General features: G+C 53.1%; 18 protein-coding genes. 10 read left to right on the top strand and 8 right to left on the bottom strand.

The annotated features are described in order from the left end of the window. Positions 1–38 precede the first annotated feature (38 nt). From STSP2_RS01160 to groES, 6 genes are all read right to left on the bottom strand, one after another. Positions 39–1,559, bottom strand: a complete 1,521-nt coding sequence (locus STSP2_RS01160; RefSeq protein ID WP_146659058.1) for a sodium:solute symporter family protein — start codon at positions 1,557–1,559, stop codon at positions 39–41. A 143-nt stretch (positions 1,560–1,702) separates the two neighbouring features. Then, a complete protein-coding gene (kamA, locus tag STSP2_RS01155; protein WP_146659056.1) occupies positions 1,703–3,010 on the bottom strand; it encodes a lysine 2,3-aminomutase in 1,308 nt (435 codons plus the stop codon). A 58-nt stretch (positions 3,011–3,068) separates the two neighbouring features. Next, a complete protein-coding gene (locus STSP2_RS01150) occupies positions 3,069–3,548 on the bottom strand; it encodes a MarR family winged helix-turn-helix transcriptional regulator (RefSeq protein WP_146659054.1) in 480 nt (159 codons plus the stop codon). 351 nt (positions 3,549–3,899) lie between these two features. Continuing rightward, positions 3,900–4,199 (bottom strand): hypothetical protein, encoded by a 300-nt coding sequence (locus tag STSP2_RS01145; protein ID WP_146659052.1) that lies wholly within the window; start codon positions 4,197–4,199, stop codon positions 3,900–3,902. Between the two features lie 63 nt (positions 4,200–4,262). Then, positions 4,263–5,885 (bottom strand): chaperonin GroEL, encoded by a 1,623-nt coding sequence (gene groL / locus STSP2_RS01140; protein WP_146659050.1) that lies wholly within the window; start codon positions 5,883–5,885, stop codon positions 4,263–4,265. 72 nt (positions 5,886–5,957) lie between these two features. Next, complete coding sequence (gene groES, locus STSP2_RS01135; RefSeq protein ID WP_146659048.1) at positions 5,958–6,248, bottom strand: co-chaperone GroES; 291 nt, start codon at positions 6,246–6,248, stop codon at positions 5,958–5,960. Positions 6,249–6,845: 597 nt separating this feature from the next. On the opposite strand from groES, the gene msrB reads away from it, so the two are divergent. Together msrB and STSP2_RS01125 are read left to right on the top strand one after the other, a co-directional pair. Then, complete coding sequence (msrB, locus tag STSP2_RS01130) at positions 6,846–7,268, top strand: peptide-methionine (R)-S-oxide reductase MsrB (protein ID WP_205848043.1); 423 nt, start codon at positions 6,846–6,848, stop codon at positions 7,266–7,268. 210 nt (positions 7,269–7,478) lie between these two features. Next, the gene (locus STSP2_RS01125; RefSeq protein WP_146659044.1) at positions 7,479–9,353 is read left to right on the top strand and encodes a phosphoenolpyruvate carboxykinase (GTP); all 1,875 of its coding nucleotides are present in this window, start codon (positions 7,479–7,481) and stop codon (positions 9,351–9,353) included. Positions 9,354–9,503: 150 nt separating this feature from the next. Here the strand turns inward: STSP2_RS01125 and STSP2_RS01120 are convergent, their stop codons facing one another. Continuing rightward, positions 9,504–9,986, bottom strand: a complete 483-nt coding sequence (locus STSP2_RS01120; protein ID WP_146659042.1) for an N-acetylmuramoyl-L-alanine amidase — start codon at positions 9,984–9,986, stop codon at positions 9,504–9,506. Positions 9,987–10,405: 419 nt separating this feature from the next. Between STSP2_RS01120 and recQ the strand changes: the two genes are divergently transcribed. The 7 genes from recQ to STSP2_RS01085 all read left to right on the top strand — a co-directional run bounded on the left by recQ (position 10,406) and on the right by STSP2_RS01085 (position 19,070). Continuing rightward, the gene (gene recQ / locus STSP2_RS01115) at positions 10,406–12,235 is read left to right on the top strand and encodes a DNA helicase RecQ (RefSeq protein ID WP_146659040.1); all 1,830 of its coding nucleotides are present in this window, start codon (positions 10,406–10,408) and stop codon (positions 12,233–12,235) included. A 734-nt stretch (positions 12,236–12,969) separates the two neighbouring features. After that, positions 12,970–13,767: a rhamnulose-1-phosphate aldolase gene (gene rhaD / locus STSP2_RS01110; RefSeq protein ID WP_146659038.1), complete on the top strand. Its 798-nt coding sequence runs from the start codon at positions 12,970–12,972 to the stop codon at positions 13,765–13,767. A gap of 253 nt (positions 13,768–14,020) precedes the next feature. Beyond that, positions 14,021–14,737, top strand: coding sequence for an HD domain-containing protein (locus tag STSP2_RS01105; RefSeq protein WP_146659036.1), 717 nt, complete (start codon positions 14,021–14,023; stop codon positions 14,735–14,737). 24 nt (positions 14,738–14,761) lie between these two features. Next, positions 14,762–15,292: a pantetheine-phosphate adenylyltransferase gene (coaD, locus tag STSP2_RS01100; protein WP_146659034.1), complete on the top strand. Its 531-nt coding sequence runs from the start codon at positions 14,762–14,764 to the stop codon at positions 15,290–15,292. A gap of 93 nt (positions 15,293–15,385) precedes the next feature. Further along, positions 15,386–16,519 (top strand): Fic family protein, encoded by a 1,134-nt coding sequence (locus STSP2_RS01095; protein ID WP_146659032.1) that lies wholly within the window; start codon positions 15,386–15,388, stop codon positions 16,517–16,519. A gap of 429 nt (positions 16,520–16,948) precedes the next feature. Further along, on the top strand, positions 16,949–17,569 hold the full coding sequence (locus STSP2_RS01090) for a hypothetical protein (RefSeq protein WP_169852889.1): 621 nt from the start codon (positions 16,949–16,951) through the stop codon (positions 17,567–17,569). A gap of 31 nt (positions 17,570–17,600) precedes the next feature. Beyond that, positions 17,601–19,070 (top strand): DUF4153 domain-containing protein, encoded by a 1,470-nt coding sequence (locus STSP2_RS01085; RefSeq protein ID WP_146659029.1) that lies wholly within the window; start codon positions 17,601–17,603, stop codon positions 19,068–19,070. Positions 19,071–19,135: 65 nt separating this feature from the next. Here STSP2_RS01085 and STSP2_RS01080 read toward each other — a convergent pair whose 3' ends face one another. Then, complete coding sequence (locus STSP2_RS01080; protein WP_146659028.1) at positions 19,136–21,064, bottom strand: carboxypeptidase regulatory-like domain-containing protein; 1,929 nt, start codon at positions 21,062–21,064, stop codon at positions 19,136–19,138. A 282-nt stretch (positions 21,065–21,346) separates the two neighbouring features. Between STSP2_RS01080 and STSP2_RS01075 the strand changes: the two genes are divergently transcribed. Next, positions 21,347–21,718 (top strand): 6-pyruvoyl trahydropterin synthase family protein, encoded by a 372-nt coding sequence (locus tag STSP2_RS01075; protein ID WP_146659026.1) that lies wholly within the window; start codon positions 21,347–21,349, stop codon positions 21,716–21,718. Positions 21,719–21,745 lie beyond the last annotated feature (27 nt).

The following is a 21,745-nucleotide window of genomic DNA, read 5'->3' as shown; positions in this document are numbered from 1 at the left end:
TGTTTCTCTCATTAAATTGCTTTATTGTTCTTCGATCTCTAAGCCGCAGCCGTGCCGGCATCACCGTCTTCCGAATCGCTGTCACTGAGTTCGACTTGTCTTTGCGGCCCAAATAGAGAAAGTACCACAAACAGTACCGCCGAAACCGCGATACCATAGCACGTCGGGTCCAGATCCAACGCTGTCATCTTTTCGGACAGCGACAGCCAACTGGACCATTCAAATCTCTGCGCCAGTTTCTCGATCGCTCCAAATTCCAGCAGCAAGTATGTTATTCCGCCGCCAAGCATCCCCGTCCCTGCCGCCAGACCCGTACTCCGCTTCCAGAAGTACGCCCCCAGCGTGGGCACGAACAGCCCCGAAACCATAAATCCATACGCCGTCATTATCGCATCGAGCACCTGCTCCGACTGCGCTGCAAGTATAACCGCGGTCGCTCCGATCACAAGCGTAACCACCTGCGAAAGCCGCATAAGTCCCTTATCGCTGATACTCGGGCAGAAATACCTTTCGATTATATCGTTAACGAAATTACCGCTCGACGCCATCAGACAACTGTCCGCCGTAGACATGATCGCACTGAAATACGCCGCTATCACAATACCCGTCACACCGATCGGCAGCACATCCTTGATCAGCATCGGCATCGCCATCTCTGGCTCCGCCTCGGGAAATACCACCCGTGCACACATGCCCAGGATTACTCCCGTAAACGCCATGATCGGATACTCGAATATCCCCGCAATATACCACGCCTTCTTAGCGTCCTTCTCATCCTTGCACGCGTACATTCTCTGATACAGCGTCATCGCGATCAGCCAGATCGGTATGATCGTGACCATCCAGTTGATGAACGTTGAAGAATCAATATTCGTCAAATTGAAATATTCCTTAGGCAGTTCAGCCCGCAGAGCGCCCCATCCGCCGATCTGCATAAACGTCGCCGGAACCGTGACAAGGATCAGCCCGCCCAGCAGTATCAGCCACTGAACTGTGTCCGTATATATCACCGCCTTCAGCCCGCCTACCACCGTATACAGCACAGTAATGACCGCGATCACGTACAGCGAAAAGTTGATCGGGTCCATGCCGAACGGCGCCTCGGTGAATATCGTCCCCGCCGCCAGTTTCGCACCCGCCAGGATCTGTCCACCCGTAAATCCCAGATAACCTATCCCGCTGATCAGCGCCGCCAGCAGTGCGACCGTAGGCCCGTACCTGCGCCGCAGAAAATCCGGATACGTCATCATCGAATGCTTCGCGTCAAGCTTCTTAACCTTCGGTATGATCAGCACCGCGCTGAGCCACGCTCCCACAAGACCCGTAAACAGCAGCCAGCTGCCCGCCAGCCCCATCATGAACCCGACACCGCCCAGGCCGATCGAAAATCCTCCCCCCACGTCCGTCGCCACGATCGAAAGCCCGACATGGTGCGGCTTGATCGCCCGGCCGCCTACGTAATAATCGTCCCTGTCAGTATTCCGGCGAAAGTGATAAAAGCCCACCCCCAGCACAGCACACATATACAAGCCGAAAATTACATAGTCAAAGACTGCCATTGCCTCTCCTTAGCTGAACCACATAAACACGGGCAGCCGGCCACCTCACCGACTGCCCGCCATTTTTGCAAATCATCGGAACTCGCCGCCATCGCTTGGCAGGCTTCGTCCCGCAAATTCGAACCAGTTTCTAAAAAACGGATTTAGTCTCTTCGCTCGTGTCTGCTGTTGTTCTCAGGTACCAGCGAAATAGTCTTGTCGTGATCAGAAAGCAGCTTGCCGATACCAACGCACTTGTGCTCGCTCGCATCCTCCAGCTTCAGCGTCAGCTTACAGTCGCCGCATTCACGGTTACAGAACCACGGCTCATACGAGTCCGGCTCCTTGTAAGTCGTGATCACGCCCTCATAGTTTCGCAGCACGACCTTGTTCGTCGACCACGATACCAGGTAGTTCGGCGTAACCGGGATCTTACCACCGCCGCCCGGTGCGTCGATCACATACGTCGGAACTGCAAATCCGCTCGTATGACCGATCAGGCTTTCCATGATCTCGATGCCCTTGCCCACCGGCGTACGGAAGTGCGACAGACCTTCCGACAGGTCGCACTGGTACAGATAGTAAGGACGAACCCTGTTCGCCACCAGCTTGTGCACCAGCGCCTTCATTATACGCGGACAGTCGTTCACACCCGCCAGCAGTACCGACTGGTTACCGAGCGGAATACCTGCGTCCGCCAGTTTCTTCAGCGCCTGACGCGAAGACGAAGTAATCTCACGCGGATGATTGAAATGCGTATTGATCCAGATCGGCGGATACTTCTTCAGCACATCGATCAGTCCGTCGTTAATACGATACGGCAGCACAACCGGCATCCTCGTACCGATGCGGATCACCTCGACATGCTCGATTTTATGCAGTTCACTCAGCACCCAGTCAAGCAGATCGTTGTCCAGCATGAAAGGATCGCCGCCGCTCAGCAGAACGTCGCGAACCTGAGGCGTTTCTTTGATGTAGTCGATGCCCTTGCGCATCACTGTGCGGTCCGGAATGAAATCGACATCGCCCACACGCCTCTTACGAGTACAGTGGCGGCAGTACATCGAGCAGACATTACTCACCAGAAACAGCACCCTGTCCGGGTACCTGTGCGTAATGCCCTCCACCGGGCTGTCCTTGTCTTCGCTCAGCGGGTCCGACATTTCGCATTTCTGCAGCGTCATCTCGGACATCGCCGGGAACGCCTGCTTGAACACCGGGTCGTTATGCATATCTTCCGTGTCGATGAGCGACATGTAATAAGGCGTAACACTCATCGGGAACTTTTCGGTTACCTTCTTGAACTTCTCTCTCTCCTCGTCGGAAAGTTTTGTGCCCAGAAGCTCTTCAAAGGTGTCCAGGTCCTTAACAGAATGACGGATCTGCCACTTCCAGTCGCGCCAATTCGAGCCGCAAGCGTCATCGTCAATAATGTTAACCATTTCCTTCTGTCTGTTTGTCAGGGCTTTCATAAGTTATATCTCTCCCAGATAACTAGCTGTTTAATAAAACTTCAAGCGGGGCCGGCCGTCATTCGGCGCCCATCAGCTTGACGATTTCTTCTAACGATTCTGCCATTGTCGCCTGCTTCAGCTCGGGCAGTTCAGATATTGCATGATTCAATTTGTCCTGCAGCACCAGCGAAGAATCCTGCGCAAACTGCTTTCCCTTCTCTGTCAGTCGAATGATCACCTTCCTGCGATCAGTCGTCTGTCTCTCGCGCCTCGCCAGACCCTTCATCTCCAGCCTGTCAACGATGCCGTTGGTCGTGCTTCCACTCTGGCTGGCCACCTTGCTGAGCTGCGAAAGCGTCATCTCGGGACTGTGAGCCAGAATATGCAGACAAAGAAGCTGCGGCCCGGTCACATTGTACTCAGCAGAGAGCTTCTTGGAATACTGGTCCTCGAAGTGCGATATCCGCCTCAGCGCGATCATTATCCGACCCCTGTACGAATCCAGAAAGCTCCGCCTGGGTGCTGTATGTTCTTGTATTTGTGTCAGTTCGCTCAATTCTATTTCCTATCTATGTCAAGTAGTGTCTACAGACTCGCCTCGGACAATAAATAATGATTAAGTGAGGCAGGGTAACACTATACTTGCTTCCAGCAAGAATGTTTCGTGTTAGAATGATTATAGCAGGAAATATTTCTACTGCAAGAAAAAAATGGTCTTTTGCCGCTTTCGCAGTAAGTGATAGGCCGTATGGAAGGCTTGGTTAAACACGCTCAGCCGCCTTCACGCCGGCAAAATCCCCCATTATATCGGGCTCTGTGTTTTCACACGATCCGAAATTAAATGCACATACACCCATTTCCAGTGCTGAGATTGATGAAAATCCCTGTTCTGCAGCAGATTCGGGCTCTAGTAGTCCCGATCCTCATCCGGCACATGGATCTCCACGTTCCGCCGATATGACCGGTCTCCTCTGTCCTGCCCCATCCTGCGGTTGAACTGATGCGCCATGATAAACAGCCGCACCGCATACCCCAGCACGCTCACTCCCGCCAGGAAAAACAGTGCCGCCACAATATAGCCGATCAGCTCGGGCACAGCGAAAATGAACAGACTGAACCCCAATAGCAGCATCCCCACAATAAACACCGTCGCCGCTATACTGTTCGTCGCCTGTGAAAACCGGTTTGTACTGAACCTGAAAAACATTTCGGTCCGCTTTCAAAAAAGTATGGAGCGCCCCGCGACGGGACGCTCCTTTATATTACCGAATTACATAGGAGGCATGCCTGCTCCGGCACCGCCGCCCTTTTTCTCTTCCGGGATCTCAGTGACCAGCGCGTCTGTCGTCAGCAGCAGAGATGCGATCGAAGCACCGTTCTGCAGCGCCGTCCGCTCGACCTTCGTCGGAACGATCACGCCGAACTCGATCATATCGCCGTATTCCTTCGTCAAGGCATTGTAACCGAAGTTCGTATCCTTCGATTCCATCACCTTCTGAGCCACGATCGACCCGTCAAGCCCCGCATTCGTCGCGATCTGCTTGATCGGAGCAACTACCGCTCTGCGAACGATATCCACGCCGATGCCCTCATCGCCAACGCACTCGACCTTATCCAGTGCGCCCAGCGCTCTCAGGCTGCTAACGCCGCCGCCCGGCAGAATACCTTCTTCAACAGCCGCCCGGCAGGCATGCAGTGCGTCTTCCACGCGTGCCTTCTTTTCCTTCATCTCTGCTTCGGTCGCAGCACCAACATTGATCTGAGCAACGCCGCCTGCCAGCTTCGCGAGCCTTTCCTGCAGCTTCTCGATATCATAATCGCTAGTGCTCGCATCGATCTGATTCTTGATCTGTGCGATTCTCGCCTGGATATCCTCTGTGCTGCCAGCGCCCTCGACGATCGTCGTCGTATCCTTGTCGATCGTGATCCGCTTTGCCTGACCGAGCTGCGTAATATCGACCTTTTCGAGCTGCAGACCAAGATCCTCGAATATCGCCTCGCCGCCTGTCAGCAGCGCGATGTCCTGCAGCAGAGCCTTACGCCTGTCGCCGAATCCCGGAGCTTTCACTGCCGCGATGTTCAGCACGCCGCGAAGCTTGTTCACTACCAGCGTCGCCAGCGCTTCACCTTCGATATCCTCTGCGATGATCAGCAGCGGACGGTTCTGCTTCGCCACCTTCTCCAGCAGCGGAACCAGCGCCTTCACAGAGTTGATCTTCTTCTCGAATATCAGCACGTAAGGCTTTTCTAGAACGCAAGTCATGTTCTCAGTGTTAGTTACGAAATGCGGACTGATGTAACCCTTATCGAACTGCATGCCCTCTACCAGCTCGACCGTCGTTTCCAGCGACTGACCCTCTTCGACCGTGATCACGCCGTCCTTGCCGACCTTTTCCATAGCCTCAGCCATGACCTTGCCGATCGTCGCATCCTGGTTTGCCGAGCATGTCGCAACCTGCTCGACCTGCTTGCTCGAATCGACCTGTATGCTCATGTTCGCCAGCTCACGCGTCAACGCGTCAACCGCCTTGTCGATGCCGCGCTTGACCTGCATCGCGTTCGCACCGGCCGTAACGTTCTTCAAACCCTGCAGATAGATCGCTTCGCCCAAAATCGTAGCCGTCGTCGTACCGTCACCAGCCACGTTCGACGTCTTCGACGCAACTTCCTTCACCATCTGGGCGCCCATATTCTCATAGGCGTCTTCAAGCTCGACTTCCTTCGCAACCGTCACACCGTCTTTCGTAACCGTCGGCGAACCGAAGCTCTTCTCGATGATCACGTTCTTTCCGCATGGCCCGAGCGTTATCTTTACCGCGCTGGCCAGCTTCGACACACCCTCACGGATATGATCTCTTGCTTCTGAATTAAAGGCTATCTTTTTCGCTGCCATATTTATCTCCTGTGTTTTATCTTCCGGCACAAGGCCGATTCACAACTCTAAAAAGCGGCATTGCAACTGTCTCTACTTGCCGACAACCGCCATGATATCCGACTCGTCCATGATCAGGTATTCCTTATCACCCACCTTGATCTCGGAACCCGCATAACTGGCGAAGATCACCTCATCGCCTTTCTTGACCTGCATCTCACTCCGCGAGCCGTCCTTCATCGCCTTACCTTCACCCACGTTGACGACCTTGCCCCGCTGCGGCTTCTCTTTAGCGCTGTCAGGCAGTACGATCCCGCCTGCCGTAACAGCCTCAGCCTCGAGACGCTCAATAATGACCTTGTCACCCAATGGTCGGATTTTCATCGTTTCTTGCTCCTTTCAATACAATTGTTGATCAATGCAAATCTTTTTCAATGATATTTCTCTAAAAGCCGTCCGAAATCTGTACCGGACCAGCCATTAAACGCCTAAAAATCACCCATGCGGACGATACATAAACACCATCTCCGCACAAAAAATTATAAATGCAAATCACGTGCCACAATCCATCTGCGATTCTACCCTTTTCTCTAACCTGTTTTGGAAAAGGCACTTACATCCTCCCGATCCTTACCTTACCCCTGTAGCTGCTGCAAAACCAGGCAGAATCGCTTCCCCCAAACTGCCACCCTGACAGGCTCCCCCCGCTCCTTGCTATATGATCGGCTGCCGAGCTCGATCAGCTTTGAACCGAACACAAAACCAGTTATTCCGTATCTATTAGTGGAGACCGGCATGGGATAGTCTCGCGAAGGCTCTTTATGCTGCGATTCTTATTCCGTGCCGGCCAAGTTGAATAAGGAGTTGATCATGAAGCTGACAGCAATTATTTCCGTAATCATCATCGCTCTTACTCAATCAGGCTGCAGACGGGTTGAACCCGGATCTGTCGCCGCCCCACAACCGACGAAAGGAGTACCCATGAGTTACGAAGTCGAAAAATCCGAACAACAATGGCGCGAAGATCTCACACGCGACCAATACAACGTTCTCCGCGAAGGCGGAACCGAAAAACCGTTCACAGGAAAATACTACAAATTTTTCGAAGACGGCGTATACAAGTGCGGAGCATGCGGAGAAGAGCTTTTCTACTCCAAGGACAAATTCGATTCCGGTTGCGGCTGGCCCGCCTTCGCCCAGCCTACCCAGCGTGAGAACATCGAAGAACGCATCGACAAATCCCACGGCATGGTCAGAACCGAAATACGCTGCGCCAAATGCGGCAGCCATCTGGGCCACGTCTTCACCGACGGCCCGGCACCCACCGGCCTTAGATATTGCGTAAACTCCGCCGCCCTCGAATTCAACGCAATGATCGGAACCGAAAAGAAGGAAGAAAAATAAGAACCCGCATCGCTGTTCAGCGGTATCAATAATAAAGATAACTAACACCTTCCGCTCTCATAAGCCCTGTCACGATGACGGGGCTTTCTTTTTTCATAATTCTTAAACTCCGCCCTGATTATTGACGATTAGAACTTATCGCGTTAAAATGACATATAGTGACTATAAAGTCCAATCATTTCGCATTGGACCAGTTATTGAGGTCAAGCCATGCTCACTCAAAGCAAGTTCGATAAAATCGTCTCACCCGAGGACCTGCGAAAGATCACCGCCCTTAACAACGAAAAGCTCAACGCCTTCATCGCCGACGCCATCTCCCTCTGCCAACCCCGCGACCTGTTCATCTGCACTGATTCCCCCGCGGATCATGCCCATATCCGCAAAATGGCCCTCGAAACAGGCGATGAGTTCCCCCTCGCAACCCCCGGCCACACCTGCCACTTCGACGGCTACCGCGACCAGGCACGCGACCCCGCTCACACCGCCTACCTCCTCGAACCGGGTCAAACACTTGGCAAAAACATAAAGTCCATTGACAGGACCGCGGGCCTTAAAGAGGTCCGTTCATACCTCAAAGGCTCCTACCGAAACCGCACCATGATCATCTGTTTCTGGTGCCTCGGCCCAACCGATTCCCCATTTTCCATCTCCGCCGTACAGATCACCGACTCACCATACGTCGCACACAGCGAATCCATTCTCTGCCGCCCCGGCTACGATCAATTCAAGAACCTCGACGGCAGCTCAGACTTCTTCGCATTCCTCCACGCCAGCGGCCCCCTCGACTCCCACCACTGCAGCACCGAAACCGACAAACGCCGCATCTACATCGATCTCGACGACGAAACAGTCTACACCGTAAACACCCAGTACGCCGGCAACTCCGTCGGCCTCAAAAAACTCGCCCTCCGCCTCGCCATACACCGCGCATCCTCCGAAAACTGGCTCGCCGAGCACATGTTCGTCATGGGCGCCCACGGCCCCAACGGCCGCGTCACATACTTCACCGGCGCATTCCCCTCCGCCTGCGGCAAAACTTCCACCGCCATGCTCCCTCACCAGACCATTGTCGGCGACGACATCGCATACATCCGCAACATCGACGGCCGCGCCCGAACCGTAAACGTCGAACACGGCATCTTCGGCATCATCAGAAGCGTAAACCCCGACGATGACCCGGAGATATACCGCGCACTCACCACCCCCGCTGAGGTCATCTTCACAAACGTACTCGTCTCGGACGGCAAACCATACTGGACCGGCATGAAAGCCGAACTGCCCCAAACCGGCGAAAACCACTCAGGCGACTGGCACACAGGCAAACTCGACTCCGACGGCAAACCAGTCCCGCCCTCACACCGCAACGCCCGCTACACCGTCCGCCTTTCAGAGCTGCCCAACCGCGATCCCCACACGGATGACCCCGCGGGAGTACCCCTCTCCGGCATCATATACGGCGGAAGAGACAGCGACACACTCGTTCCCGTCGAGCAGGCCTACAACTGGACCGAGGGCATCATACTAAAAGGTGCATCAATCGAGTCCCAGACCACCGCCGCAACACTCGGCAAAGAGGGCGTCCGCAAGTTCAACATAATGTCAAACATGGACTTCGTAGCAATACCGCTCGGCCGATACGTCGAAAACAACCTCGACTTCGGCCATTCGCTCCAGTCCCCGCCTGCCATTTTCTCCACGAACTACTTCCTCCAGAACGAAAACGGCGACTTCCTCAACGGCAAGCTTGACAAAACAGTCTGGCTCCTCTGGGCCGAACTCCGCGTCCACAACGACGTCCCCGCAATCAACACCCCAACGGGCCTGATCCCCCGCTACGAGGACCTCGTCCCGCTCTTCGCCGACAAACTCAACAAGGACTACACAGAATCCGACTACACAAAACAGTTCACCATCCGCATCCCGCAACTGCTCGAAAAATACCATCGCGTCGAAAACATCTACCGCACAACCGTCGCCGACACCCCGCGCATAGTCTTCGACACATTCAAACACACCCGAAACCGCCTCATCGCCGCCCAAAAACGCTACGGCGACTACATAAACCCCTTCGATCTCGCAAAATAGACCCGCTGAACATAACCAGATATTCACCGGCCTCCTGCCCCACGCGCTATGCACCCGTCTGCATACCCGTCTCAGCGCGCAAAAATACCACTCATCACATAAGTGGGATCCATACTGACTTACAGCAAACTGTTGAAACTGCTGCCCCGGCTATATCTGCCAGTTCGAAGGATAGTAGATGTCGCGGTTGTTGATACCGCATTTGCGGCGGAGCTTCTCGATCAGTGCCGCCGTCCTCTTGAGCTGACAATCCGAAGGCTTGTTCTCAACCCCCGTGACCACACAAACTCGGATCGTCTTGCTCCCGTCCGCATCGCAGCTACGCTGCTTACGCCAACTGTTGGTCTGCTCGATAACGCCGTCCTCACCGAGCACGTCGTTGTAGATAGTGAAATGGCTGTCGGTATCACTGCTGATATTCGCACAGTAGACCTCGACCTGCTCCCACTGCCGAAGCGCTGCCTCGACAGGATTCGCTGCCTTGTCAATACTGTTCAGACGCGTGTAGCTCGCCAGGCTGAATGCCCCCTCGGAGATAGCTTTGTCATCCAAAGCCATGAGAATACCCGCGCCAAGTGTCATCGACACGATTAGCGAGACTACGACCTTCGCTGTTCTGGCGGGATTTTTCATCAGTTTGACCCTATCCGGTTAGTAACTCGTTGCACAATTAGATATACACCATATCGGCTACTTCACCAAGAATAATTTAACCCTTTTTCACAATTACCACGGCATCTCTGGCTCGTCCGTCGACTCAAAAGAATTATCGCGTATGTATTTTCACGATCGTTGCAAATCTGACCTGCAAACCGTGGCTAAAACCGTTTTACGAACCTATTAAAACATAACTTCCAATCACGACATCGCAAATTTACAGGCACTGTTTTTCATGAAAATCTTCACTTTCTGGACCGCCTTGCCAGTTATGGGACCATGTCGCGACCGATAACCTCCCCCAACCTTACTAAACCCCTTCTTGACACCGAACCGCCCCCGCAATAACATGCCCTCATAATCCTTCTAACAGCACCAATAACCGGGCCGAACCAATGATCGAACAGGCGACCGAAGCGCTGAAAAAATACTGGGGCTACACCACCTTCCGCCCCCTACAGACCGATGCCGTCACCGCTGCGCTCGACCACCGCGACTCTCTCGTCGTCTTGCCCACCGGAGGCGGCAAATCCCTCTGCTACCAGGTCCCAGCCGTCACCCTCCCCGGCATGGCCGTCGTCGTCTCACCCCTCATATCCCTCATGAAGGACCAGGTCGACGCCCTCCAGCAGTGCGGCATACCCGCAGCCCGCCTCGACAGCTCCATGACTCCACCCCACCGCCAGGCCGTCACCTCCTGCATCACCGCCGGCAAAGTAAAGCTCCTCTACATCTCACCCGAACGCCTCCTCACCGACCCCTCCATCGAGATGCTAAAGTCCACAAAGCTCTCCCTTATCGCAATCGACGAGGCCCACTGCGTCAGCATGTGGGGCCACGATTTCCGCCCCGAGTACCGCCAGCTCGACCGCCTCAAGGAGATATTCCCCGACGTTGCCGTCCACGCCTACACCGCCACAGCCACCGAACGCGTCCGCCGCGACATCGTCGACCAGCTCAACCTCACCGACCCCGAGATCCTCGTCGGCTCCTTCGACCGCCCCAACCTTATATACAGCATCGCCCCCCTCAACGACCGCCTCGCCCAGGTCCGTAAGGTCATCGACGCACACCCATCCGACCCCGGCATCGTCTACTGCATCCGCCGCAAGGACGTCGACACCCTCACCGCCGAACTCACCGCCGCCGGATACAAGGCCCTCCCGTACCACGCGGGCCTCGCCGACCACATCCGCAAATTCAACCAGGAAGCCTTCATCTACGACCGCGTCAACATAATCGTCGCCACCGTCGCCTTCGGCATGGGCATCGACAAATCCAACGTCCGCTACGTCATTCACACCGGCATGCCCAAATCCCTCGAAAATTATCAGCAGGAGTCCGGCCGAGCCGGCCGCGACGGCCTAGACGCACATTGCGCCCTCTTCTACGCCGACAAGGACTACCACACCTGGAAGTTCCTCCTCAGGGACCTCGAACCCGAGCCAAAACGCGCAGCCATGGACAAACTCTCCCAGGCCTACGACTTCGTCCACTCCTTCCGCTGCCGACACAAGTCCCTCTCCGCCTACTTCGGCCAGACCCTCGAAAAATCCTCCTGCGCCGCCTGCGACATGTGCCTCGGCACCATCGAAACTCTCCCCGAATCTCTCATCACCGCCCAGAAGATCATCTCCTGCATCGCTCGCCTCGAGCAGAAATACCCCGCCGACTACACCGCTCGCGTCCTCATCGGCGCAAAAGACAAAGACATCACCGCCAACGACCACCACGAACTCACCACCTTCGCACTTCTATCCGACCGCACCCGAGGCATCGTTCGCGACTGGATCGAACAGCTCGCCAACCAGGGCCATATCAAAAAGACCGGCCCATACCGCAACCTCACTCTCACCCAGTCCGCGGGCCAGATCCTCAAGGGCGACCTAACTCCACGCCTGCTCAAACCCGTCCGCCAGTCCCGCTCCACCGTCAAACAGGTCTCCGCCGTCGAAGAAAAAGCCTGGCAGGGCGTCGATAAGGATCTTTTCGAGCAGCTCCGCGAGATTCGCCGCGAACTCTCCGACAAAAAACGCGTCCCCGCCTTTGTCGTCCTCTCAGACGCAACCCTCCGCCTGCTCGCCGCCAAACGCCCCACGGAATACCGCACCCTCATCCAGATAAAAGGCATAGGCCAGAAAAAAGCAAAAACCTACGGCCCAACCTTCACCGAAGCGATCCAATCCTACTGCCAACAAAACAACGTAGAAACAAACCTGCCCTAAATCTGCCTTTCAGACCACCCGCAAATATCCGCGCAAAAGAATGCCGATCATCCCCCAGCGGTTCCCCAGCAGCTCAGCGCATAAAAAGAGCCGAATCCAGAAAGTGCTTCCGGACCCGGCTGAGTGAAGAGTGTGATTCGTTAACAGCTATTCTCGCTGTCTAAATTTTCAAATTGTACAATTATAAAATAGCAGGATATTTGCCAAAGTCAAAGCTAAAACTGCCAAAAAAACAAAATTTTTCAAGTCCTGATTTAATATTCCACCGCAATTCTACGGGTGTTAACCCATAGATGAAGTTATCCGCCAAAGGCGGACGGGCTAAGTCCGAAAGCGGCTATGCCACACGGGTTTTAACCCGTGGTTGTTAACTTGAGGCTTCTTTCACAAGAATCTGCCCCTCACTAAAACACAGATCTCGGCCTGACTCAGCACCAAAACTATCACTTTCATGAGTCAAAAAAGAGCCGAATCCAGAAAGTGCTCCCGGACTCGGCTGAGTGAAGAGTGTGATTTATCAGCAACGGCATCAACCGTCGGGCTTTCATCATTTTCTTTCTATTATATAATGCTGTTCAGGCCTGAAATTCTCAGAAAAAAATGGAGAAAACGCAAAAATTGGTTATATTTCATGGCGTAACTTACCTCTGGAACCCTCTCAGCACGAATTAGCTTGACCGGACGCACCATGTGTCGCTAATGTCTTAGCTTTGAGACTACAATGCGGAGTTGCTATGAACCAGCACGAAAAATCAAACCCAGCAGTATCCAATGCCCTCGACGACATCGCATCCCTCGCCCGCCTCCTCGCCGAAAAGGGCTGGGCACAGGGCCCCGGCGGCAACATATCCTACAATCTCGGCCCCATCACTGCCGATCCGCTCACCCCCACAGCCGCCCCCGTCAAGCTCGGCCGCTCCTTCACCGCCCTCGCCGAAAACCTAATTGTCATCACCGCCACCGGCCGAACCATGCGCGACATCGCCGCAAACCCCTCCGACAACGTCTGCATCATCCGCCTAACCCCCGACCCCGACGCATACGAGCTCCTGAGCCCCTCCTCCGGCGCCCGCCCCACCTCCGAACTCCCCTCGCACCTCGCCATCCACCAGCTCTACACCCAAAAGGGCCTCAAATCCACCGCAGTCGTCCACACCCACCCCAACGAACTCACCGCCCTGACCCACTGCCCGCAGCTCCAGAATACCGAATCCCTAACCTCCCTGCTGTCCTCCATGCACACCGAAGTCATAATGGACATCCCCCACGGCATCGCATTCGTCCCCTACGAGATGCCCGCCAGCCAGGCCGTCGCCGACGCAACCCTCTCCGCCCTCACCCAAACCCCCGTCTGCGTCTGGGAAAAGCACGGCGCCCTCGCCGTCGCCCCCACCCCGCATAAGTCTTTTGATTTAATTGACATAGCCAACAAGGCCGCTACAATATACCTGCTCTGCAAAAACGCGGGCATCGAGCCCCAGGGCCTGACCGAAGCACAGGTCCGGCAAATAAAAGATAAAGGGTGGCTCTAATAATTGCTTTTGAGCGGCAAGTAGAAGATTTTTGTGTTCCGGCAAGGAAGACAAATCAGCTTTAGTTGTAGCTAAAGCGGGTTTTGTCTGACGCCGCTCGGAATCAAAAAGATTCGCTTGTCCGACAAAATGAATTGTTAGAGGTGCCCAAATGTTTACCCAAAGCGACTGACCGGCCGCAGCCGACGCCGCACCAGCAGTTTACGTTCCGACGAACACCCGCGCGCCAGGCCGCAAAATCACGGAGCAGCAAATGGCACAAACCGACGCTATCAGAGAACTCGCCCACCAGGCCGTCGCCGTACCAACCCTAAGCGGCAAACACGACACCTGGCTCTGGGACCGAACCCAACGCCTCGTCCGCAATGTCGAACACATCGCCCGCCTCCCCGAGATCACCAACAGCGGCCTCTCCGTCGACCGCTTCTGCCTCACCGCCGCCGCATACTTCTGCGACGCAGGCTTCGCCCGCTACGCCGACCCCGAGGACCCCGCAAACCGCGTCTCCCTCGCCGACGTCAGCACGTCCGACCTCCACGACTTCTCCACCCAGATCGCCACCGAAAAACTCACCAATATCATCCCCGGCCCGAAGATCGACAAAATAAACAAGATCATCTACGAATCCTCCAACCGTCTCACCAAAACCACCGAGGCCCTCATCCTCGCCGACGCCCGCTCCCTCGACGACATGGGCGCAGTCGGCATCTTCAACGAATTCCGCCGCTACGCCATCCACGGCAAGTCCGCCACCGACGCACTGCAAAGCTGGAAACGCAAGATCGACTACCACTACTGGCAAACCCGCCTCGACGAAAGCTTCAACTTCGACACCGTCCGCGAGCTCGCCGCCCGCCGCTTCTCCGTCGCCGAAAAATTCATGACCCAGCTCCAGCTCGAAAATTCAGCCCGCGATCTTGAAGAAATGATCCTCGAATCGCTCGACCCACTAAACGAAAAAGCAGGCTAACCAACTAAGCTCAGGAATCCAAAAATGCACCACGATCCCGTCACCGCCATATTCCCCGGCTCGTTCGACCCCATCACAAAGGGCCACATCGACGTCATCGAACGCGGCGTAAAACTCTTCGACCGCGTCATCATCGCCATCGGCCAGAACCCCACCAAGGACCAGCTCTTCACCCCCGCCGAACGCGTCGAGATGATCCGCGAACTCGTCACCGACATGCCCCGCGTCACCGTCCAGAGCTACGCCTGCCTAACCGTCGAATTCGCAAAACAGGTCCACGCCGACGTCATGCTCAGAGGCCTGCGAAACCTCACCGACGTCCAGTACGAGTTCCAGCTCGCCATGACAAACCGTGCCGTCGCGGGCGTCGAAACCGTCTTCATCATGACCAGCGAAGAGTACGGCTTCGTCAGCTCAACAATGGTCCGCGAAGTAGCCCTCCTCGGCGGCGACGTCTCAAACCTCATCCCCGCCCCAGTCTACAAACGCCTCCAGGAAAGAGTCGCCCACCGAAAACCAAACCCCGAAACCGACCCAACAAACAAAGACGCCTGAACCTAAATCCATCTTGGCCGGTTACGAACGTTATCTATATTCATAGATCAAATGTGAATGAACTTCATGAGGCTTTAAACGCGAGCAAAATCAATGAATATGAAAGACTTCGAGGCTGGCAAGTATCTTAAGCAGTACCAATACAAAAGCTTTAGCCCAGCGTACATCAACCATACCTGGGTGTGGCATGATCCAAAAGTTAATGTATTACTGGAGAAAGCTATCCAAGCCCTTGGCGAGCTCAATGCATTTTCCTTCATTGTGCCTGATATAGACTTATTTATTCGTATGCACATAATAAAGGAAGCCCAGACTTCCAGCCGAATCGAGGGTACCATGACTGAGATGGATGAGGTGGTGATGGACCAGAATGACATCGCCCCAGAAAAACGGAATGATTGGCAGGAAGTACAGAATTATATCAAGGCTATGAATCATGGCGTCGAGCGACTGAGGGAGTTCCCTCTCTCTTCAAGGCTGCTGTGTGAGATGCATGCAATTCTGATGGACGGTGCTAGAGGTGAACATAAGTCCCCCGGAGAGTTTCGCAGAAGTCAAAATTGGATTGGGGGATCTGGGCTCAACGATGCGATGTACATACCGCCTTCACATGTGGAAGTTTCTAATCTAATGAACGACTTTGAGAACTTTCTGCACAATGAAGATATCGATGTTCCACACCTTATTAAGGCTGCCATTGCGCACTACCAGTTCGAGACCATCCACCCTTTCTGCGATGGCAACGGCAGGATCGGCAGACTACTAATCACTTTCTATTTCGTCGGCAATGGATTACTGGCCAAACCATCATTATACCTGTCAGATTTCTTTGAAAAGAACAGAAACTCTTATTACGATGCACTTTCCCGTGTCAGAGAATCAAACGACGTGCTTCACTGGGTTAAGTTTTTCTTAAATGCAGTCGTTACAACCGCAAACAAAGGGAAAGACACATTCCAGCGAATTATCCAGCTCAAACAAGAAATGGACCGGCTCATTGCACAATTTGGAAGACGGGCCGAAAATGCTCGCAAATTAATTTATAGGCTGTACAGTGGTCCAGTAATATCTATTTCTGAGGCTGGAGAGTTTCTGGATCTATCCCCGAAAGCTGCGGGCGATCTAATAAAGCAAATGGAGGACCACAATATATTGCGTGAGTTCACAGGTTACAAACGTAACCGGCATTACATATTCGACCGATATCTGGAAATCTTCCACGCCTAGGAATAGATAAAAAGCTTGGGAAAGTAAAAGACAGGAGCTTTTATTTTACTTTCGCCCTTAAAACTAAAATAAGACTTCCTGTTTTTTAAGAAAATGCAGAAAAGTTAAATTCAGTCAAAAGAAGCAGGTATCGCGAGTCTATAGCTCTATAATTTTCAGGACCTATATTTTGTGGTGTTCTCAAATGCTAAGAAAAGACATTGATCTACTCCATCCCCTGGCTAATCCTTTACACGCTCGCAACCCTCGTCCACCGAAAACCAAACCCCGAAACCGACCCAACAAACAAAAACGCCTGACTTTTGAAGTTTTTAAACCCTGTTAGTTTTTAAGGCTGTTCACTTGTTGACAGACATTATGCTAAGTGCGATACATCCATTGTGGTTGTCATTAGCTATGCTTTTCATTGTTGCGGCAAGAGTATATTGGATGGTGCGCGCGAACAAAAAGGGCCTTAACAAAGGATCCTTGCCGGAGCTATCCAGTAGCGAACAGACCCGCCTGAATTCATTTCTATCCGATACTGACAAATTTTATGAGTATCGAATTGGCCACAAAACTTTTCGAAATCTCCTTACAATAGATGACAGCCATGGCAATGCAATGCTCAAAATGAAGCCAATCGCTTATTTGCCATCTTGCGAAGGCTTGCCCCAAAAATTATCCGGTTGGTTCATGAAATCGAACTTCTTTCTTGAGTCATCCGAAAAAGAAGCTTTCGCCTCAGCCTATATGCAAATATCCAGCAGCGTCCGATTATTTTCTGAATCCTGCGAAGAACTGTTATGCCTGTGCGAAGAAGATATGCACAATTTTTCTATTAATGGTAGCAACTATAAAGGCCGCTACAGCATCAGTACCAAAGGAAAATTGAGCGTTGCAATATTCGATGCCCAAGACAATTGCCAACTATATGTGCGAGCAGACGATCGGCTCTTGTCCGAAGAATCTAAAATCTTCATCAGAAAGAATTTAGAGCCTTCCAAAAAGACCTGTTTGTCAGCGATCGCACTATTGCCGGAGATGAATTATCGTCTCGATATCGGTTAAAGTAAACAATAAACTATATCAGGAGACAGCGATGTCCATTACACTTGTGACACTGGGTTCCTTGCTAATCGCAGTAGCTTGGAATATCCTCTTCTGGGACAGAACTTACGGCATCTCGGTGCCCATTTTTTCAGCCATCGTTATCTGCGTGCTTTTACTGTACAGCAAGCCGCGTCTCTCCAAAGCCAAACCAACCCTGTTCATCCATCTGCTGCTTTTGATATATCTCTCGGTCTGTGCTGCCTGCTACCGCAACTACCTGATTCTCTATGCAGCCATCCCCGCTGTATTTCTCGGCCTCGGCGCAGTCGCATTCGCCGGGCAGGAAGGTTATGCCTTTTCGAATTTCATTGGCGTCTTCGAATCGCTGATCAAGATGACATTCGCCGGCATCCTCACAGCCCCAAAGGCACTTGGCCAGATCGTCAATAAACTCTCACGAAACGGCAAGGCCTCAAAAACCACGCTGAAAGTTCTCGTCGGCATTCTAATTTCTATCCCGTTCCTCGCGATTTTTGCGGGACTTTTCACCTCCGCCGACCCTGTCTTCAGTGGATACGTAAGCGATTTTTTCGAATTCATTTGGGAGCCGGAGATTTTCGAAAGAGCTGCCGTTATCCTTCTGATGTGGTTCATCTTCTGCGGCTATCTTTACAGAGTTGCCAAAAACACCTCCCTCCAGTCACACCTCAGCCGCACTGAACCAAAGCGCAACTTCGACGGCATCATTGTCTTTGTTTTCCTGATCATGAACAACCTGCTCTTCCTGGGCTTCATCATTATCCAACTTGGATACCTCTTTGGCGGTAAAGCAGTCATCAGGAACACCTCGTTTACTTATGCCGAATACACACACAAAGGCTTCTACGAGTTCTGGGCAGCGGTCCTCCTCGTTTCAGCGATTATCCTTTATACCGAATACAAACTGCGGGACCAGCAGGGCCCACTCAGGCAGATGGTTAACTTTGCATGGGTCGCCCTGATCGTTCAGACCCTCGTGATCATCGCCTCCGGCCTGAAACGGATTTCTGTATATGAACAGGCGTATGGATATACATACCTGCGAATCCTGGTCGCCTTGTTTTTGCTCTGGGTGGCGGGCTTTTTTCTGCTTTTCGTTTTCAAAATTTTCCAGAAGAGATCGGCCTGCTGGCTCGTCAGTGCGGGCCTCTCTCTGGCCTTTGTATTTCTGGTCTTTGTCAGCTCATTCAGCATCGACCGCTACATCGCCCGAAAGAATATCGATCGCTACCTCAACCATGGCAGAGAAATTGACATGGATTACCTTTCGTATCTGTCAACGGATGCCTACCCCGAGATTCTCCGCCTCAAGAACCAGGCAAAAGACGAACATATCAAAAGATCCGCCTCGATAATTCTGCGTCAGCAACGCGAAACAGCAGACAAAAACCTCGAACACTGGGCCTCATGGAATCTCAGCTTTCACAGGGTAGAAAATCACGCACCTTCTGTTGGACTCACAGCCGAGGCCGATCAATGAACCACATCCTCTACACGCTCGCAACACTCGTCCGCCGAAAAGCAAAACAGCATGAGAATAGCGCCTCACTGATTATACCAGATCGGCCTGTACAGCCACGTCTCACTTATCCGCAGCAGGTCCTCGATTCCAACCGTGCCGTCCTGATCGAGATCCGCCTCGAACGAGCCGCTTTGCATCCAGCCGTCGGCCAGCTCCGCAAAGTCCTGCATATCCACTACCCCGTCCCCGTTCAGATTGCCCGCTTCCTTATCACCTGCAAACGCCATAGAGATCGTGCCCACGTTAACGGTTCCACCATCCGTAACTTCGACCACTGAACCAGCCGACGCATGGCCATACATACTGTGCAATGCTGCCGCTACATACTGCCCCGCACCCACGTTATGAATGACATACTCGCCGTTCTCATCGGTATTTGTAAACCCTGCAACTTCACCATGGCCGGAAATATCCATAACTGCAACATAAGCGCCGACAACAGCCTTACCGTCAACATTCTCTACGGACCCTGCCACCGTGCCGCCCTCAGACGTATAATAAAGATCAACCGCAGTCGCACCTGGCGATACATTGAACTGCCCGTCCCTTACCGAATAGGACTCTATGCCGTCCGCGCTTTCGTTGAATACCAGCAGGTAAAAATCATAAATGCGATCGGACGGCAGGGCGGCAATCGCATAACTCCCCGCCTCCATCAAACCCGCCTCCGAAACCGGCATTATCGAGTACAGGCTGTTGGGGTCGATTATGGTCCCTGCCTCAAACGCCGCTATGCCGAAAAATCCGTCCTTGGAGTATGCCCCCGAATTGACCACACTGCCGGAGATCGCACTGCCCGTCTGCTCCGTGTATACGACAATGTCGTTGACAACAACGCTTTGGCTAACATCCGCGATCGTGACATTCGCTCCAATACTGCCGATAGTCTCATCTTCACTATATACCGTGATCTTGTATTCCCCCACCGGAAGCCGCATTTCATAATACCCATTCGCGTCCGTATCCAGCCAGCCGTCGCACATCCTGCCCACCCATTCGACCTCGATATCAGCAATCGGCTGACCCGCCGAATCCTTGACGTAACCGCTGACCAGTGCGCCTTCTCGAAGCGCGATAATCTGACCCGAACGCTCCTCACCTTCTTCCAGAACAACTGTATTGATCAGCCACGGAAGATTCCATGCATACCCGCTCCCGACATCCGGCCGTGCCTTTATCTCCGCCGGACCCGACTTCAGCCCCGCCAGTGTGAACGCGCCGTCGGCATCAGTAAAGTCATTCTGCCAGAATTCGTGCCTGTCGGACCAATAAGTAACCTCGACCCCTTCCAAAGGCTCAGCCGTTACCGCATCCACCAAAATCCCGGAAACGCTCGTAGGCTCCACTGCCGAAAGCCTGACGTTATCGAAGCTGCCCTGACCGTAAAGTGTCGAATCCTCATCGTGGGTGAGACTGATTTTAATCTCCCCGCCCGCGCGATAATCATTTTCAGAAGTAGTGAATGAAGTGCTCATGTCAACGAACGTCCCTAGCGGAATCACATCTTCGGTTATATACAGGGTTTCCGAGGCTTCCACAATGCCATCGACAAGTATTGCAATAGTATAACTGCTGCCGTTTGGAGGATAGTCATACCGGCTTCCAACAGCCACCGTCAATACATACATCGTGTTGTTCTGGACAGCCCCCAAAGAACTCGCCGACTCTATGGTGCTGTCGTTGTTGATATAGGCCAACTGAGATCCGTGCGCAGTTCCCGGCAACTCACCGTCCGCCCCCGCCGAGCCGGGATAATTCTCATCCTGCGGATTGAAGACTCCCGCTGTACCGCTCCGGGTTCTTACCCAGCCTGTAATGTTATTGTCCAGCCATGCACCGTCATTTAGACTCTGTTCCTCAAATGAATAGTTGGGCACAAATATCGCATCGGCCATAACACCACCACAGACCAGCAGCAACGTCGACAGACATAAACATATTCTGGTTTTCATTTCCTCTTTCCTAAATAATTCGTAGAACCCGTGAATGCGGCTGAAACTTCAAGCTGAATTAACTATATCTTACCAAAAAAACGCTGTAAAATCAAGAGTTTTGCAGGCAACTTTTTGGTGTTTCATTAGTCACACGGCTTGAGGCTGATTCTGCATTTGTATAGCTGTGTTCAAACTTATCGGGCTCATCTGCAAAAGACAAAAACCCAAATTTCCCGAACCAATTAACTTGCAACATTCTTTGATGTATGTATGATTAGCTATATGAACCGGAGGTGAAATATGTATGCTATAACTATCGAACAGAACTTCGTCGCAACCCACGCCGTCACCATGCCCGACGGCCAACAGGAAAAGCCCCACCACCACGACTGGCGCGTCCGGGTCGCCGTCTCCTCCCACGACCTCGACCAAAACAACATGGCCATCGACTTCATCGACCTCAAAAAAAAACTTACCAGCATCCTCAGGCCCATATCCAACAAGATACTCGAACAGCTCACAGACTTCCCCGACTCCGGCGCCACCGCCGAACTCGTCGCAAAATATATACACGACTCCCTCACCCAACTCTTGCCCTCCCGCGTCCACCTCGACTATACTGAGGTCATGGAAGAGCACAACTGCTGGGCCAGATACCGCCCCGATAACTAAAAGCACCTTCCGGACATTATTACCATG

The organism is Anaerohalosphaera lusitana (assembly GCF_002007645.1).
In the GTDB taxonomy this organism is placed as follows: Bacteria; Planctomycetota; Phycisphaerae; order Sedimentisphaerales; family Anaerohalosphaeraceae; genus Anaerohalosphaera; species Anaerohalosphaera lusitana.
Note: the sequence above shows the minus strand (reverse complement) of the source record. Positions and strands in the feature narration are given on the sequence as shown.